Genomic DNA, 16,651 nt, shown 5'->3' with positions numbered 1-16,651 from the left:
TTAGCACTTTTTTTTTATAATTGTATATCAAGAAAATTATATACATTTAACCGTTATTTATAAATAATTTTTTATTCATTATTAAATCACAAAATATATCGATTAAACTTACTTTTTGGATTCTGCAATCCATTATCATTAATGAAAATTAAACATTTTTGTATCATCATCTACTTCGCTTTTGTAGGGGTACACAGTCAGGTTTCCAGAAAAGACTGGAATGAAGGAAATTTAACCTGGAATGATTTTCAGGAACGTGAAATTGCTTTTGAACATTCTATTTCAGAATTAAAATATACCATTGGGTATACTACGGAAAAACAGAAACGCAAGGATACGGTAATTTTAAGATTACAATCATTTTGTTACATCGATCCGCAGATATCCTGGGTGCATCCAGATTTTAAAACTGAAGAAAACCTAGAGTACAATCAGATTATATTTGATATTGCTGAATTATACAGAAGAAAATTACAATACGAACTAGATAGATTAGGCTCTTATTATTCAGCTGAAACCGTTTTTCAGAACATTTATCAGAACTTAAATGATGAAGTTGCCATGTTCCAAAAACAAAGTGACTACGGAAGAAACTATGCTGTAATACTACAATGGAAACCCAATATCGAAGACCGGCTGGATATTTACAATAATAATAAATTGCCGGAGTACGAGAAAGCAAACTTCGGACTGGGATTTAACGTAGGCGCGCTCTATAGCTTTCGTAACGGCGAGGTTAAAGAGCATTTCGGTAATTCTATAAGTTTTTTGTTTGGATTCGATTTAGCATTTAAAAATTCGATTTTGAATATTAACGGAGCAATATCTGGAGGACGCGTAGAAGATGAATATCTAGGGAACATTTATTGGGAACAAAGAGAACGATTTTCGGTGGCTTTGATAGATATTTCTTACGGTTACGCCATTATTGACAATTCGAAATTGAAATTAACTCCTTTTGCCGGTTTGGCAATTACAGAATTTTCAGAAATAAATTATGATGGTGAAGAACACGATCTAATTATGACTGATTTTAATTTTCTATTTGGGTTAAGTGCCGATTTTAAACTTAGAACTCATATCAATACCATTCCTAATTTGTTTCTGGGTAGAAAAGATATTTCTTTTAGCGCAATTAGAGCGAAATTATTCGTTTCTAAGAATGATTTTTATGAAGATTTAAATGGATATTCTGTAAATTTATCTATAGGTTATTCTTGGTTTGGAAACATGCTGAAGCCAGATTAGAAGGTACCTTATCGCCAATTGTTAAAATTTAAAAATCTTGTGATTTAAAATTTGTTGATGGGGATAATTTCTATTATCATTCATAAAATAAAAATTACCCCCATGAAAAAGGAAATCACATTAGACAGTGTTGTTTCCAGTGCCCCCGATTTAATTTTATATGCCGCCCCGCTAATGATTGGCTTGGCACTTTTAGAATTTTACTACAGCTGGAAAACAAAGCGAGAATGGTACGAGAAAAAAGACTTTCTCACATCACTAAGTATAGGTTTGGTATATGTCCTACAGGGACTTGTAACCAAATCTATTATGTTTGGATTAGTGCTGTGGGTTTATAATATTGTCCCTTGGAGCATTCCAACAAATTGGTTTACGAGCATTTTATGTTTCGTTATTTTAGACTTCTGCAGATATTGGGCCCATCGCTATGGCCACGAAATAAATTTTTTATGGGCCACCCATGTGACGCATCATAATTCTGAAAAGTATAACTTATCGACTTCTTTTAGATTATCCTGGACGCAACAAATAAAAGTAATATTCTTTATTCCTATTAGTTTTTTAGGATTCAACCCTATTGTGTTTTTTATCTGTCACCAAATTGCAGTGTTATACCAGTTTTGGATTCATACAGAATTAATTGACAGAATGCCTAAATGGTTTAGCTTTTTCTTTGTTACACCTTCTCACCATCGCGTGCACCATGGTCGTAATGAACAATATTTAGATAAAAATTACGGCTCTACATTTATAATTTGGGATCGTTTATTTGGCACTTTTGAGCCTGAAAGAGAGAAATCTATTTACGGAATTATAGATCAGCCTAAACACTTTAATCCAGTGAAGCATGTATTTCATGTTTGGGTAGATATTTTTAGAAATATGCGACATGCAGATAGTTTTAAAGAAGCAGTAAAAATCTTTTTTGGGCCACCAAGCTCTCTAAAAAAGATTCCGAAGCAAACTAATAAAAAATAAATAGTTGAAATATGTGATGTGTGATTGATATATTACACATCACATATTTTGATTCCTTCTTTCAAAGCGGCAAGCTTATCATCATAGGTAGGAACAAATTCTTGAGCAAGATAACCGTCAAAGCCAGTTTCTACAATAGCTTTTACAATCGCAGGATAAAATAATTCTTGAGATTCATTAATCTCATTTCTACCTGGCACTCCGCCGGTATGATAATGATTAATGTATTTGTGATGCTTTTTTATAGTTGCAATAACGTCACCTTCCATAACTTGCATATGGTAAATATCATATAACAATTTAAAATTTGGCATTTCTGTGCGTTTTGCCAGTTCCACACCCCATTCGGTATGATCGCACATGTAATCGGGATGATTTACTTTACTATTTAAAAGCTCCATCACTAAATTTACATTGTATTCTTGAGCAATTTCCAACAATGGTCTTAAACCAATAACACAATTTTTAAATCCGGTTTCATCATCCATTCCTCTACGATTCCCAGAGAAAACAATGACGTTTTTGATACCACGCTTACCCGCCTTTTCAATTAAAGTTTTATAAGATGCTTGTAATTGTTTATGATTTTCAACCTCATTAAATCCGTTTTGAATATCTGCAAAACTATCGGTAGCCATCGAACATTGTAATCCATATTTTTCGACCGTATCCCATTCTTCGGGTCTTAAAAGATCTATTCCTGTTAATCCAATTTCTGCAGCTTTTTTAGCAAACTCATCTAAAGGAATATTCTGGTAGCACCATCGGCATGCTGAATGCTTAATGTTGTTGTTTAAGCGCTTTACATTTAAAGCGGTTCGCTTAGTTTCTGCTTGTAAAGCAGAAAACGAACTTAAACCCAAAGCCCCGGCTCCAAGCGTAATGGTTTTAATAGCTAATCTTCGATTCGTTTTGCTCATTTTATCAAATTTAAAAATCTATGTAAATTAAGAATTCTAAATTAAATCACTTTTAAAAAAATTATATTTATAATGAAATAACCATATAATAGAAAATATATTAAGCAATTTCAAAATTATACCCAGATTTTGCTAATTTTTGGTAATTGGTATAATCAAATTTATAAAGAAAAGCCCCACGCCTAGAACCCGATTTATCTTTCTCATTCAATTTAATTAGCAATCCAAGACTCATCAGTTTTTTCCGAAAATTGCGATCATCAAGCTTTTTCTGATAAATCGCTTCGTATAAACTTTGTAGCTGCGGAATCGTAAATTTTTCAGGAAGTAACTCAAATCCTATAGGTTGATATCTGGCTTTTCGTTTTAATCTGGCCATGGCATCGATAACCATTTGGTTGTGATCGAGCACTAGATCGGGCAATTCTTCTAACTCAAACCAGTGCGCGCCATGCTTTTCGGTTAATTCTTTGTCGTATTCATCGATTCTTATTAGAGCATATTGAGCAATAGAAACACAACGATAACCGGGATCACGATCTGCTAGCCCATAAGCTTTAAGCTGCTCCATAAAAACATTATCTAAACCGGTAATCTCGGTAAGTACACGTTTTGCTGCGTTGCTCACATCCTCTTCCATTTTCACAAAACTTCCTATTAAAGACCAAGTTCCTAGAAATGGAGCAACCCGGCGCTTAAAAACAAGTAGTTTTAATTTGCCTGCATCAAAACCGAAGATAATACAGTCGGTTGCCACATACATTTTGTCTTTTTGAACATATTGATCTTTTAAAGCTGGGGTCATAAGCGTATTTTATACAATTTTTACATAAATATAGGGAAATAGTTGAAAAATAATCTATTAAAAAGATGAATGTAAATTTTACGTTTATTATATTTGATTTATAATTTTCATTAAAAATAAGCATATTGAGTACTTCAGCAAACGCACATAATTTACCAGAAGCTTTTACCAATTTTAAGCCTGAAATTAAAGTCGCTTCACCAGGAAGAATAAATCTAATAGGAGAACATACAGATTATAATAATGGATTTGTAATGCCTACGGCTATCGATAAAAAAATCTATTTCGAATTCAAAGAAAATGGTACCGATAGTACCTGCCGGGTTTTTAGTGCTACATACGATGCCTATCTAGAATTTGATCTTAAAAAGCTAGCTATAAGCAACAAGTCTTGGGAAAATTATGTTTTAGGTGTAACAAATGAGATTATTACCTTAGGAAAATCTTTAAAAGGTTTTGATTGCATTATAAAAAGTGATTTGTCTACAGGTGCAGGAATTAGTTCTTCTGCAGCACTAGAATGTGGTTTTGCCTCAGGCTTAAATGCGCTCTTTAATCTTGAATTAAGCAAAACTGAAATTACCAAATTATCTCAAAAAGCAGAACATAATTTTGTAGGTAATAAATGCGGAATTATGGATCAATATGCTTCAGTAATGAGCAAAAAAGATCATATTATACTTCTGGATTGTGAAAGTTTAGATGCTGAATATATTCCGGCAGATTTTAAATCCTGCAAATTATTATTACTAAATACTAATGTTTCCCACAATCTTGCCGATAGCGAATATAATACCCGTAGACAGGAATGTGAGGCTGCCGTTGAAGTTATTCAGAAAAAATATCCGGAAGTAAAAAGCTTACGTGATGTAAATCTTGAAATGCTCAAAGAATTCAAAGAACAATTACAGGAAAAACAGTATCAAAGAGCTAAATATGTTATCGAAGAAAACGAGCGTGTAATAAATGCCACTACTGCCATAAAAGCTGGTGAACTTAACGAATTTGGTGATTTAATGTATGGATCTCACGACGGACTTCAGTATAATTATGAAGTAAGTTGTCCTGAACTTGATTTTTTGGTTGAATTCTCCAGAGATAAAGATTACATCTATGGTTCCCGCATGATGGGTGGTGGTTTTGGCGGTTGCACCATTAATTTAATTGAAGCAGATAAGATCGACGAATATGTTGCCGAAGCTGCCGAAGCTTACTTTAAAAAATTCAATATAAAATTAGATACTATTGCCGTTTCACCAAGTGAAGGGACAATTGTAGAAAAAGTATAATACTAATAGAAAACTTAAATTATGAGTCAGGATATTAATTCGATTCCTCATAGACGATATAATATTTTAACGGGCGAATGGATACTTTGTTCTCCGCATCGTACAAAACGACCATGGCAGGGAAAAACCGAAAAGGATACTACGCCTAAAAAAGAAACTTACGATCCTAGCTGCTATTTATGCCCGGGGAACACAAGAAGTACAGGGGATAAAAATCCAGATTATAAAGAACCATACACTTTTATTAATGACTTCTCTGCCCTTTTAATCGATAGCCCGGTTGAAACTCACGAAAACGGATTGATGAAGGCTGAAACTGAGGTTGGCATCTGTAAAGTAGTTTGTTTTTCTCCAGATCACTCGCTTACGCTTCCTCTTATGGAAGAAAAAGATATTACCAAAGTGGTGAAAACATGGAAAAAGGAATATGCCGAGTTAGGAAGCCAGGAAAATATCAATTACGTGCAGATCTTTGAAAATAAAGGTGCCATTATGGGTTGTAGTAATCCACATCCACACGGGCAAATCTGGTCGCAAATGTCTATCCCAACTGAAATTGTAAAAAAATCAAAGCATTTTAAAGAATATTGGGATAAGAACAAGAGTAGCTTACTAGGCGATTACATTGCACAGGAATTGGAAGCTAAAGAAAGAATTATTGTTGAAAATGAGCATTTTGTTGCACTTGTTCCGTATTGGGCAGTTTGGCCGTACGAAATTATGATCGCTCCAAAAAAACATCAACAACATATTGGGCAGCTAAACGAAGAAGAAGAAAAAGCTTTTGCTGAAATTCTTAAAAAATTGACCATAAAATATGATAACTTATTTGAAACATCATTCCCCTATTCTAGCGGAATTCATCAAATCCCAACTGATGGATCAGATTATCCAGAATGGCATTGGCATATGAGTTTTTATCCACCGCTTTTACGTTCGGCTACGGTTAAAAAGTTTATGGTAGGTTACGAAATGTTTGCCGGCCCACAACGTGATATCACCGCAGAGCAGGCTGCAAAAACATTACAGAATCTAAGCGAGATACATTATTTAAAACAGTAAACTATCTAAGGACAAACCAATGAGGTAGTTATTAGAATATTTTTTATTATTTCTAGGCAAGCCTCAGAACATTTAATCTCGATTATCGAGTAAATAATAGTTTCCAATTAACCACCAGTAAGTTTCTCCGGGGCAAGCCCACGGAGCATTTTAGCTGAACGCGTTTTCAAACTTTAAAAATTTACTAACGAGACAAGTCTCGGGGTATTTACCCTCCTAGAATAAAAAATCCCGAAGTTTTAAACTTCGGGATTTTTGCTTTTATAATGATCTATTTTTTACCAGAACATAGCATAAAGCATCGCAACAATTAATATGATTACAAAACTTCCAATATTAAATATTGGTCCTGTTTTAAATAATCCTCTAGATAATACAATTGATTTCTCCTGAATTTTACCACCGGTTTCAGCATAAGTGATAATTGCCATGATAACCATGGTAAGAATCCATGTAGCCATCATTTGATGCATAAAAGGCCATGTAATAAATAATGGAGAATCGATCCATCCATTAGGCCCTATTTTGAAATAAAGTGCAATTGGAATAGAAACTAAAACTCCCCAAATTGCAGCATTATTTGTAGTTTTTCTCCAAAATAATCCAAGCATAAATACCGCTAAGATTCCCGGACTAACAACACCGGTATATTCTTGGATATACTGAAATACCTGTCCTAAACTCTTTAATTGCGGTGCCAAAATAATCGCGATGATCAAAGCAATGGTTGCGGTCACCCTACCTACATTTACCAGTCCTTTTTCTGAAGTTCCTGCTTTTTCCTGAAAGAAAGGTTTATAAATATCCATGGTAAAGATCGTAGCGGTCGAGTTTAACATCGAAGCTAAAGAAGAAACAATTGCTGCTGCTAGCGCTGCTAAAACAAGACCTTTTAGACCTGCAGGAACAAATTCTTTAATTAACCATGGCGCTGCATTATCGTTTATTATTTGGCCGTTTTCGCCAAAGAAAGAAGCACTGGTAACACCTTCAGTAATCGCACCACTAGCATCCGTATTCATTACAAAAGCAATAATTCCAGGGATTACAGTGATAAGCGGAATTAAAATTTTCAAAAATCCTGCAAGTACTATACCTCTTTGAGATTCTTTTAAACTTTTTGCCGCCAGCGTTCTCTGAATAATATACTGGTTGAATCCCCAATAGTAAAGGTTAGCAACCCAAAGACCACCAACTAAAACAGCGATTCCTGGTAAATCCCACCATGCATCTTTACCGTTTGGTGTAATAATTTCGCCTTTATCAAGGATCATAGAAAATTTTTCTGGTACCTGCTCAAAAACTTCTGTCATTCCAGTGAAAATATTTCCATCACTAGAAACATGTTCTAACGCAATATAAGTGGTTATTAAACCACCTATTACAAGTAATACTACCTGAACTACATCTGTCCATGCTACAGCAGATAAACCACCATAAAGTGAATATGCGGCTGCAAACAGAGCAAGACCTATAATGCATTCCATAAAAATGGCTCCGTCTCCACTACCAATAATAGTATCTAAAGCCGTTGCTCCTAAATATAGAACCGAGGTAAGGTTAACAAAAATGAATAAGCAAATCCAAAAAATCGCTAAAATCGTCTTTAGATTTTTACTGTAACGAACTTCAATAAATTCTGGAATAGTATACAGCTTCTTTTCTATAAAAATGGGTAAGAAAAATTTACCAACAACAATTAAAGTTATCGCGGCCATCCATTCGTAAGAGGCAATTGCCAGACCCAGCGCAAAACCAGAACCCGACATTCCTATAAATTGTTCTGCGGAAATATTAGCTGCAATTAAGGAAGCTCCAATGGCCCACCATGGCAAAGATTTACTTGCCAAAAAATAATCTTCTGAAGTATCCCCTTTTCCACGAGAAACCCATAATCCTACACCGATTATAAGTAGCGCGTAAGCAACGAATACTATTACATCCAGTAATTCAAATTCCATAAAAATTAGTTTAATTTATTTTTTGAGAAAATATCGAGTGTTATTTATACATCAATGTAATTATCATATTTTAGAAAATCACACCTTAAATCAAATGAAATAAAATTTTCACAATATTATGCTAAAGATATCACTTTTTTAATTTATAAATGTAAAAAATACAGTTATAGTCATTTCTACTATTTTTTTACACTGAATTTAAAGCTAATCCTGTTATAATAATCTTCTCCTGGTTCTAAAACAGCACTTGGGAAATTTCTAAAATTTGGTGCATCAGGAAAGTTTTGCCCTTCAAAACAAATCGATGGAAATTCAGATATTCTTGTTTGATAAGTTAGATCTTCGGGCAAAGCTTCTGGAGCATAAACCACTACGCCGGGCTGATTGGTAGACATATCCAGCTTAATTCCCGTAAGCGGTGCAAAAAGCTGAGCAGCTAACTCGTTTCCGTCACTATTCAATACAAATGTATCGTCAAGATTTCTGTTACCAATCAAACGATTATGACCAAAATCTTTAGCGTGCCCTCTAAGATTATTAAGATTGCCGGTTGGTAGTTGTTTCTCATCTATTTCGAGAATCTTATCGGCATTAATTTTTAGAAAGTGATCACTAACACTACCTTCTCCGTTTAGATTAAAATAGGCATGATTAGTTAGGTTTATTACTGTTTTTTTGTCGGTTTTGGCCTCGTATTCTATTACCAAATTATTATCCTCGTGGAGTGTATAGGTTACAAATACTTCGAGATTACCAGGATATCCTTCTTCGTTATGCTTGCTAAAATATTTTAATTTAACCGATGGATTTTCGTCGTGATTTTCTTCTACAAACTCCCAGTATTTATAGTGAAAACCATTTTCCCCACCGTGAAGATGCACTCCATTTTCCTGATGTAAACTGAATTCTTTTCCGTCCAACTCAAATTTGCCTTCTGTTATTCTTCCGGCATATCTTCCTATAGAAGCACCAAAACATTGATTATGAGCTTTATTTAGGGGCGATGGCAAATCTTCAATTAATGGTGATACAATAACGTTCACCATTTTTTGATTTTTATCGTAAAACTTTATACTACCAATGGCAGCTCCAAAATTTACGATGCTCACTTCGGTATTGGCAGCATTTACCAATTTTACAGTTTTTAACTCGGTCTTATTTTCCAATCCTATTTTATTTAAAGAAAAATCGTTCTACAAACTTGCAGAACGATCTTTTATTTATTTGTTGTTTGCAATCCAGTTATCTATTTTGGTTTCTAACACATTAAGCGGCAAAGCCCCATCTAAAAGCACTGCATCATGAAATTCTTTGATATTAAATTTATCGCCCAAGGAAGCTTTAGCTTTTTCTCTTAAATCCAGGATTTTTTTCATCCCTATTTTGTAAGCAGTGGCCTGTCCCGGCATTACTATATGGCGCTCTACCATTTTAATACAGTCACTTTCGGCATTTGGTGTATTCGCCTTGTAGTATTCGATTCCTTCTTCCCGTGTCCACTTTTTATGATGAATTCCGGTATCTACTACTAATCGACATGCTCTCCATAATTCCATAGCCAAACGACCAAAATCCGAATACGGATCTTTATAAAAACCTATCTCTTTGGGAATATATTCACTGTACAATCCCCAACCTTCTACATAAGCTCCATAACCTCCAAATTTTCTAAATTTTGGAATACTGTCTAATTCCTGAGCAATGGCAATTTGCATGTGATGCCCAGGTATACCCTCGTGATACGCCAGAGCTTCCAATTGATAGGTTGGCATGGCCTGCATATCATACAAATTAACATAGAAAATTCCTGGTCGAGATCCATCTGGTGCTGGTTGTTGATAAAATGCTTTGCCGGCACTTTTTTCACGGAATGTCTCCACCGCTTTTACTTTAATTTTTGCTTTTGGTTTTGTCAAAAACAAATCGTCTAAACGACCACGCATTTTATTGATAATTCCCTTGGCGTCTGACAGATAAGTTTCTTTTGCCTCTGGAGTATTATCATAATAAAATTTCTCGTCGGTTCTCATAAATTCAAAGAAATCTTGTAACGAACCTTCAAATTGAACCTCATCCATGATGTTTTCCATTTCTCCATGAATTCTTGCAACTTCGCTAAGACCGTATTCATGAATTTCGTCTGCAGACATATTAGTGGTTGTCGTTCTTTTAAGCGCTAACTCGTAAAATTGATCTCCTTTCGGAAACTTCCAGGCTCCATTTTGTGTAGTGGCTCGTTTTTGCTGAGTTTCTAATAGATCGATTAAAGACAAATACGCCGGCTGAACATGTTCTACTAAAGCTTTCTCTGCTTCAGTAATCAATTGCTGCTTTTTGCTATTTTCAATTTCTAATTTTTCCAGTTTCTTCTTAAAATCTGCTAAAAGTGTACTGGCATTTTCAGATTTTTCGAAAGGCTTTCCTTTTATGATATTTCGACTATCATCGATAACTTTCTCGAAAACAAACTTGGGGGGAACAATACCATTTTGTTCTCTAATTTTGATCCCGCCAATTACTTCATCAAAAGCTTTTGTAAATCCTTTTAATCTAGAAATATAGGCTTGGGCATCTGCAATCGAATCGATTCTGTGATTATTGATAAGAAAAGCAGGTAGATCGGCATGATAGCCAAACATTTGGTTTACCGGATAATTGTAAAAACGAAATTCGTAATCTTCAATTTCATTTTCTACATTTTGCTTATATAGTTTATAGCTAAGATTGGTCTCTGGATTTAACGAATTTGGATCTATATTATCGATATAATTTTTACGCTCTCTTGCCTGTTTTAATTCATCGGCGTATCGTAAATGAGAAAAATCATCCCACTTGCCATAGTTCGTTTTTCTGCCCAGCTGGGTTTGCATCATTGGGGATTCCTGAACTTCGATCTCAAACTGATCTTCAAAATAGCGATTCAGTTTACTGGATGCTTCTGCGATTTCTTTTTCAGAATAATCTCCCTGTTTCTCGTTATTACAAGAAGTAATCGCTAAGACTAACAAAACAGTTCCTGCAAATCTAAAATTTCTGAACATTGGTTCTTATTTTTTTAATACCGAAAATTTAATAGCTGAATCACCAAAAACAGTATGGGTTTGTTTCTGAAAATCTTCTTTTTCAGCCTTAAAAATATTATCCACGTAAGTTTGAGGATTAAGATCTATTAGTGGGAACCAAGTACTTTGAATCTGAATCTGCATCTTGTGACCTTTCTTAAAGGTATGGTTTACACCCTGAAGCGTAATATTTACATCTGTTTTTTTATTTGGTTCAAATGGTTCTGGCTTAGAGAAATCATTTCTAAAACGACCTCTCATCACTTCGCTACGCACCATCATGTGGTAGTTACTCATTTTTAAATGATCCATAGTTTCAGGATAATTCTCGGCGTCTGGAGGATATACATCGATTACTTTCACCACCCAGTCGGCTGCACTTCCTGTGGTAGCGACCTTTAACATTGCTTCAATTTCACCAACTACAGATAAATCTCCATCTAATACCTCGGTTTCATAAACCAAGACATCCGGTCTTCGAGCAGCAAAACGTTGATCGCCCGTCATATATTCCCTTGGAGTAAAAACCGTTTTAATTTCGTTATTATAAGAAACAGGCTTTTCTGGATCACTTACAAATTCCTGCTTGCTATCTTCAGGTTGGGTAGTTAACTCCTGATTGTCTCCTAAATAAAAAGTTTTTGAAACGGTATTTTTAGGCGGCCATTGATTATAATCTGTCCATTCTCTTTTTCCAGTATCATACATATGCGCTTCAGCTAAGTCTAGCGCACCTTTACCGTTTTGCTTTAAAAAATGATTGAAAAATTTTGTTTCGTAATCTTGCTGAAATCTAGTAGAGATACTATCTCCAAAATATACATTTCCTACTGCTTGTCTTCCACTTTCTCTAGCCCAATCGCCATGACTCCAAGGTCCGTAAACCAAAATATTATAGGTATTGCTGGTTTTCTCTATCTTTTTATATTCATTAAAAGGACCGTAAAGATCTTCGGCATCAAATAAGCCACCAACAACCATTACCGCTGGTTTTACATCTTCCAGGTGCTGAATAATCCCTCTAGATTCCCAAAATTCGTCATAATTAGGATGATCTTTTAGCTGTTGCCAAAATTCGTTGTCTTCCTTATAATATTCATCTAAAGAACTTAGAGGAGTGTGATCCAAGAAAAATTGATATTGATCCTGAGTTCCAAGTCCGGGAAGTTCGTACCAACTTTCTGTAGTTGGCGTGTCTTTTTGATATCCAAAAAGTGCTGTTACTCTCCAATAACTTAATAAGTAAGCGCCATTATGATGAAAATCGTCAAAAAAGAAATCTGAAATTCCTGCTTGTGGAGAAACCGCTTTTAAAGCTGGATGTGAATCCACTAAAGAATATACAGAGTAGAAACCAGGGTAAGAGATTCCCCACATTCCAACGTTTCCGTTATTGTTATCTACATTTTTAACCAACCAATCGATGGTATCGTAAGTATCACTAGATTCGTCAAATTGCTTCCCTTTTTTGTTTGGAATATACGCACGCATATTATCGTACTTTCCTTCGCTCATCCAGCGACCACGAACATCCTGATAAACAATAATATTGCCTTCTTTCATTAAATATTCGTTCGGACCAATCTTAGATCGCATTTGCCCTTCACCATAAGGTCTGGAGCTGTAGGGCGTGCGCTGCATAATCATTGGATATTCCTGAGAAGTATCTTTTGGCGAATAGATAGTGGTGTGAAGTTTGGTACCATCCCGCATGGGAATATCTACTTCAGTTTTTGTATAATGATCTTTAATGTTGTAATCGCTGCTGTTTTGTGCGGTTACATGAAATACAATAAAAAGTAAAAATGTATAAAGCAGTGAACACTGATAGAAATTCATTCGTTAGTTGTTATTTTTTAATCCATAAAGATAGAAATTACACACCAAATCATAAAGGATTTTCTTTCTTAGCTATGTGCTATCAGTAATTACTGCTGATTTTTCGAAGATTATGGTTCTATAGTTATTTCAAAAAATGTTTAATCACTCTAACTTATTCCATATTAATCTTCACATTTGCAATAAATAACAATTGAAATTCACAGCGATTTTTATATCCTCACGCTACTTTTGTTTAGTGCGAAACAATCTTTAAAATTCTTTTACTTTTAGAAGTAATCGCAAAACGATTATCGGCCCGTTGGTTAACAACCCACACAATTTTATCGCCAGAACAAAGAAGCCAGGTGTTTTCTTTTTCAGGTAGAGAAAACTTATTGTCTTTAAAAAAATCGCTAATTTTTTTACGCCCCTTCATTCCAAAAGGATAAAAAACATCACCTTCTTCCCATCGCCTAAGAGTTAATGGATATTGCAATTTTTCTAAATCGACATAAATCGTATGATTATTTTTTTCCAGTATTTTATCAACTTCAGAAAAACTAAAAGAACCAGATGGGATCATAAAATTATCTTCATTCTGCTGAATTTCATAAGTTTTTTTCAGGTGTGATTGGTCGATTTTGGTTAAAATCAGTTCATCGCGATCTTTTACTAAACGATGGGTACTAGAAAACACCATTTTACCCGATTGTGCTTTAAGCAAATGATGTACATCATCCCATTCTGTAAATCCAAAACTTTTTAAAAGCTGATATAAAACTGCTTTATTATTTGGAAGACGCTCTAAAAAAAGTACATCGATAGCATAACCATATGCTACTTTTTTTACTGCTTTTTTATAAATAAGCTCCGTATAATCTTCTACTAAGTTAAGTTGTTGCCTCAGATATTCCTGAGTATTACTGAAACCTTCCAAAAACTTTGGATTCATTTCTTCTAAAAGAGGAATAACCTGATGCCGTATTTTATTCCGTAGATATTTTGTCGAAGCATTACTACTATCTTCTCGCCATAAAATTTTATTTTCTTTGGCATAATTTTCTATCTCTTCCCTACTGAAATTTAATAAGGGGCGTCGTATTTTTTCATTTTCTTCTTTAATACCTGCCAAGCCTTCAGGACCGGTACTTCTAACCAGATTTATTAGAAAAGTTTCCAAAGAATCGTTTGCATGATGTGCCACCAAAATATAATCGGCACCTTCAGAAGATCGTAATTCTTCAAACCATTGATAACGCAACTCTCGCGCTGCCATTTGTATGGAAAGCTTATGTTCTTCAGCAAATGCTTTTGTATTAAAGTTTTGGATATGCACTTTAATATTCAAGTTTTGCACCGCTCTTACCACAAATTCTTCGTCGCTATCACTTTCATTATTTCGCAGATTAAAATTACAATGCGCCACTGAAAAATCAAGTTTGGCTTTTTTACAAAGATGCATTAAAACCATACTATCTACTCCCCCGCTTACCGCAAGAATAAGTTTGGAATTAAATAGATAAGGAAAGTTTAATTTTAGATGATTTTTAAAGGCTTTTTCCATAAATCAAAGATACGAAAATCGATAAGCCAAAATTTTAAAGTTTACTATTTTGGGTCTAATATTAGCTTTGAGATTCTAAAACCTGTCGCATGGCTTTAGCTTTAACCATACATTCATTGTATTCTTTTTCTGGATTAGACTGCGCGGTTATAGCACCGCCTACCGAAAATGACGCATACTTTCGTTCAGCATTATAAAGAATACTTCGAATTACCACATTAAAATCGAAGTCGGATTCAGGCGTAAAATAACCAATTGCGCCACTGTATAAACCACGTTTTGTTTCTTCTAGATCTTCGATAATTTTCATTGCTGAAATTTTAGGAGCACCCGTCATACTACCCATAGGAAATGTAGTTTTTAAAACTTCAACAGCTGGAATCTCTTCTGAAATTTCTGCTGAAATTGTCGAAATTAACTGGTGTACCTGTTTGAATGAATACAATTTACAAAGCTCTTCTACCTTTACACTTCCTCTTGAAGCTGTTTTCGAAAGATCGTTCCGCACTAAATCTGCAATCATGATATTTTCTGAACGTTCCTTATCATCTTCAGAAAGCTTTTGTGCAATTGAAGCATCAATTCTAGGATCGCTATCTCTCGCTGCAGTTCCTTTAATAGGTTGCGAAATAACGTGATTCCCTATTTTCTGAAGGTAACGTTCCGGTGAAGTGCACATTGCGTAGTAATCTTCTAACTTTAGAAAACTAGCAAAAGGCGGATTCGAAATCGCATTTAATTGATTAAAAACCTGAATCGGATTTAAATCTATATTTTCAACATAAAACTCCTGACAAAAATTAGCTTCGTAAATATCACCACGACGGATATGCTTCAGCATCGCTTCTACTTTCTCCAGATAAGCTTCTTTAGAAAGCCTAGATTGAATATTAGCCGATTTTTGTTGATTTTCAGTACCTTTTTCAGCAATTACAATCTCGTTAATTTCAGTAAAATCTAGTTCGATTTCATCATCAACCATTCGTAAATACTGCACTTCAAGCTTATTCCCTTTCAGTAAAAATAACTTTTGAGGCTGAAAAAAGTACAGCTCCGGAAAATGAAGTCCGTCGCTATTCTTACTTTTCAAATATTCCGTATCATTCTTTAAATCGTAAGAAAGGTAACCAAAAATCCAATCGGCCGTGGTTTGCTGGTATTCTTTCAGTTTCTCAAAAGCATTTTGTGTATCGGTCTTTATTGCCGTAAAAGCTTCTACTGCCAAAACTGCATCGTACTGTCGATAGGTATCTGGATAAGCATTGCTGTCTAACCATACCAATTCTTCGCAACAGGATGCCCAAGACAGCAATTGTTGTTTAAATAAAAGAGGATCTGAAATATCAAATATCGCTTTTGTACGCACGCTCATTAAATTTGTTGCGCAAAAGTATTTAATTTTGAAGTAATTTCAGATTCTATTGCAGTATTGGTTATTTCTCCTTCTTTAAAGTTATCGTAAAAGTTTGGAAAACTTAGCGTTGCCACTACATCTCCTCCAAAAATCCCAAAAGCCGTTTTAGCATAGGCCATTGCAGTTGCGGCTCCACTTCCGCCAGGTGATGCTGCTATTAGCAGTATTTTTTTATCGCTCAAAAAACCACGATTATGCCTAGAAACCCAATCGATTAAGTTTTTAAAAACTGCTGAAAGACTTCCGTTATGCTCGTTAATTGCGATTATAACGGCATCGTTCTTTTCGATCTCTGCAGCAAAATCTTGTGCTTTATTAGGAATACCTTTTTCGTTCTCTAGATCTTCTCCATAAAAAGGCAATTCGTAATCACGAATATCAATTTGATTGGTTTCAAAATCAGACGAAAGTCGATTTAATAAATTAGCCACCAATTGTGCATTTATGGATTTACTGCTATTAGATCCTGCGAATCCTAGTATACGTTTCATAATATTGTTTTTCTACCACAAATTTACTTTTAATAT

13 protein-coding genes are annotated in these 16,651 nt (G+C 34.7%); 4 read left to right on the top strand and 9 right to left on the bottom strand.

Annotation, left to right across the window (positions count from 1 at the left end; all coding sequences use genetic code 11):
- The first annotated feature begins 141 nt into the window (after positions 1–141).
- Complete coding sequence (locus PBT91_RS06185) at positions 142–1,248, top strand: hypothetical protein (protein ID WP_270060904.1); 1,107 nt, start codon at positions 142–144, stop codon at positions 1,246–1,248.
- A gap of 102 nt (positions 1,249–1,350) precedes the next feature.
- Positions 1,351–2,226 carry a sterol desaturase family protein gene (locus tag PBT91_RS06180; RefSeq protein WP_270060903.1) on the top strand — a complete coding sequence of 292 codons (876 nt, stop codon included), beginning with the start codon at positions 1,351–1,353 and terminating at the stop codon, positions 2,224–2,226.
- Positions 2,227–2,258: 32 nt separating this feature from the next.
- On the opposite strand, the gene PBT91_RS06175 is transcribed toward PBT91_RS06180, so the two are convergent.
- The gene (locus PBT91_RS06175; protein WP_270060902.1) at positions 2,259–3,146 is read right to left on the bottom strand and encodes a hydroxypyruvate isomerase family protein; all 888 of its coding nucleotides are present in this window, start codon (positions 3,144–3,146) and stop codon (positions 2,259–2,261) included.
- 100 nt (positions 3,147–3,246) lie between these two features.
- On the bottom strand, positions 3,247–3,951 hold the full coding sequence (locus PBT91_RS06170; RefSeq protein WP_270060901.1) for an NUDIX hydrolase: 705 nt from the start codon (positions 3,949–3,951) through the stop codon (positions 3,247–3,249).
- A gap of 125 nt (positions 3,952–4,076) precedes the next feature.
- Here PBT91_RS06170 and galK point away from each other — a divergent pair, with 125 nt between their 5' ends.
- A complete protein-coding gene (gene galK / locus PBT91_RS06165) occupies positions 4,077–5,240 on the top strand; it encodes a galactokinase (protein ID WP_270060900.1) in 1,164 nt (387 codons plus the stop codon).
- A gap of 21 nt (positions 5,241–5,261) precedes the next feature.
- Complete coding sequence (locus PBT91_RS06160) at positions 5,262–6,302, top strand: UDP-glucose--hexose-1-phosphate uridylyltransferase (protein ID WP_270060899.1); 1,041 nt, start codon at positions 5,262–5,264, stop codon at positions 6,300–6,302.
- Between the two features lie 278 nt (positions 6,303–6,580).
- Here the strand turns inward: PBT91_RS06160 and PBT91_RS06155 are convergent, their stop codons facing one another.
- From PBT91_RS06155 to PBT91_RS06125, 7 genes are all read right to left on the bottom strand, one after another.
- Positions 6,581–8,263 carry a sodium:solute symporter family transporter gene (locus PBT91_RS06155; protein WP_270060898.1) on the bottom strand — a complete coding sequence of 561 codons (1,683 nt, stop codon included), beginning with the start codon at positions 8,261–8,263 and terminating at the stop codon, positions 6,581–6,583.
- A gap of 179 nt (positions 8,264–8,442) precedes the next feature.
- Positions 8,443–9,429 (bottom strand): aldose epimerase family protein, encoded by a 987-nt coding sequence (locus PBT91_RS06150; protein ID WP_270060897.1) that lies wholly within the window; start codon positions 9,427–9,429, stop codon positions 8,443–8,445.
- A 54-nt stretch (positions 9,430–9,483) separates the two neighbouring features.
- Positions 9,484–11,304, bottom strand: coding sequence for a DUF885 domain-containing protein (locus PBT91_RS06145; RefSeq protein WP_270060896.1), 1,821 nt, complete (start codon positions 11,302–11,304; stop codon positions 9,484–9,486).
- Between the two features lie 6 nt (positions 11,305–11,310).
- Positions 11,311–13,164, bottom strand: coding sequence for a CocE/NonD family hydrolase (locus PBT91_RS06140; protein WP_270060895.1), 1,854 nt, complete (start codon positions 13,162–13,164; stop codon positions 11,311–11,313).
- A 235-nt stretch (positions 13,165–13,399) separates the two neighbouring features.
- Positions 13,400–14,710, bottom strand: a complete 1,311-nt coding sequence (gene tilS, locus PBT91_RS06135; RefSeq protein WP_270060894.1) for a tRNA lysidine(34) synthetase TilS — start codon at positions 14,708–14,710, stop codon at positions 13,400–13,402.
- 61 nt (positions 14,711–14,771) lie between these two features.
- Positions 14,772–16,082 carry an anthranilate synthase component I family protein gene (locus PBT91_RS06130; RefSeq protein ID WP_270060893.1) on the bottom strand — a complete coding sequence of 437 codons (1,311 nt, stop codon included), beginning with the start codon at positions 16,080–16,082 and terminating at the stop codon, positions 14,772–14,774.
- Complete coding sequence (locus PBT91_RS06125) at positions 16,082–16,615, bottom strand: NADPH-dependent FMN reductase (RefSeq protein ID WP_270060892.1); 534 nt, start codon at positions 16,613–16,615, stop codon at positions 16,082–16,084. Before PBT91_RS06125 ends, PBT91_RS06130 begins: the two co-directional genes overlap by 1 nt.
- Positions 16,616–16,651: the final 36 nt, after the last annotated feature.

Origin of the sequence: Zunongwangia sp. HGR-M22, assembly GCF_027594425.1 — a bacterium.
GTDB lineage: Bacteria > Bacteroidota > Bacteroidia > Flavobacteriales > Flavobacteriaceae > Zunongwangia.
Note: the sequence above shows the minus strand (reverse complement) of the source record. Positions and strands in the feature narration are given on the sequence as shown.

Excerpts from the sequence above, each read along its gene's own strand:
- PBT91_RS06140 (WP_270060895.1), bottom strand. The coding sequence starts at position 13,164 with ATGAATTTCTATCAGTGTTCACTGCTTTATACATTTTTACTTTTTATT.
- PBT91_RS06185 (WP_270060904.1), top strand. The coding sequence starts at position 142 with ATGAAAATTAAACATTTTTGTATCATCATCTACTTCGCTTTTGTAGGG.
- PBT91_RS06180 (WP_270060903.1), top strand. The coding sequence starts at position 1,351 with ATGAAAAAGGAAATCACATTAGACAGTGTTGTTTCCAGTGCCCCCGAT.
- PBT91_RS06175 (WP_270060902.1), bottom strand. The coding sequence starts at position 3,146 with ATGAGCAAAACGAATCGAAGATTAGCTATTAAAACCATTACGCTTGGA.
- PBT91_RS06125 (WP_270060892.1), bottom strand. The coding sequence starts at position 16,615 with ATGAAACGTATACTAGGATTCGCAGGATCTAATAGCAGTAAATCCATA.
- tilS (WP_270060894.1), bottom strand. The coding sequence starts at position 14,710 with ATGGAAAAAGCCTTTAAAAATCATCTAAAATTAAACTTTCCTTATCTA.
- PBT91_RS06170 (WP_270060901.1), bottom strand. The coding sequence starts at position 3,951 with ATGACCCCAGCTTTAAAAGATCAATATGTTCAAAAAGACAAAATGTAT.
- PBT91_RS06130 (WP_270060893.1), bottom strand. The coding sequence starts at position 16,082 with ATGAGCGTGCGTACAAAAGCGATATTTGATATTTCAGATCCTCTTTTA.
- PBT91_RS06145 (WP_270060896.1), bottom strand. The coding sequence starts at position 11,304 with ATGTTCAGAAATTTTAGATTTGCAGGAACTGTTTTGTTAGTCTTAGCG.
- PBT91_RS06155 (WP_270060898.1), bottom strand. The coding sequence starts at position 8,263 with ATGGAATTTGAATTACTGGATGTAATAGTATTCGTTGCTTACGCGCTA.
- PBT91_RS06160 (WP_270060899.1), top strand. The coding sequence starts at position 5,262 with ATGAGTCAGGATATTAATTCGATTCCTCATAGACGATATAATATTTTA.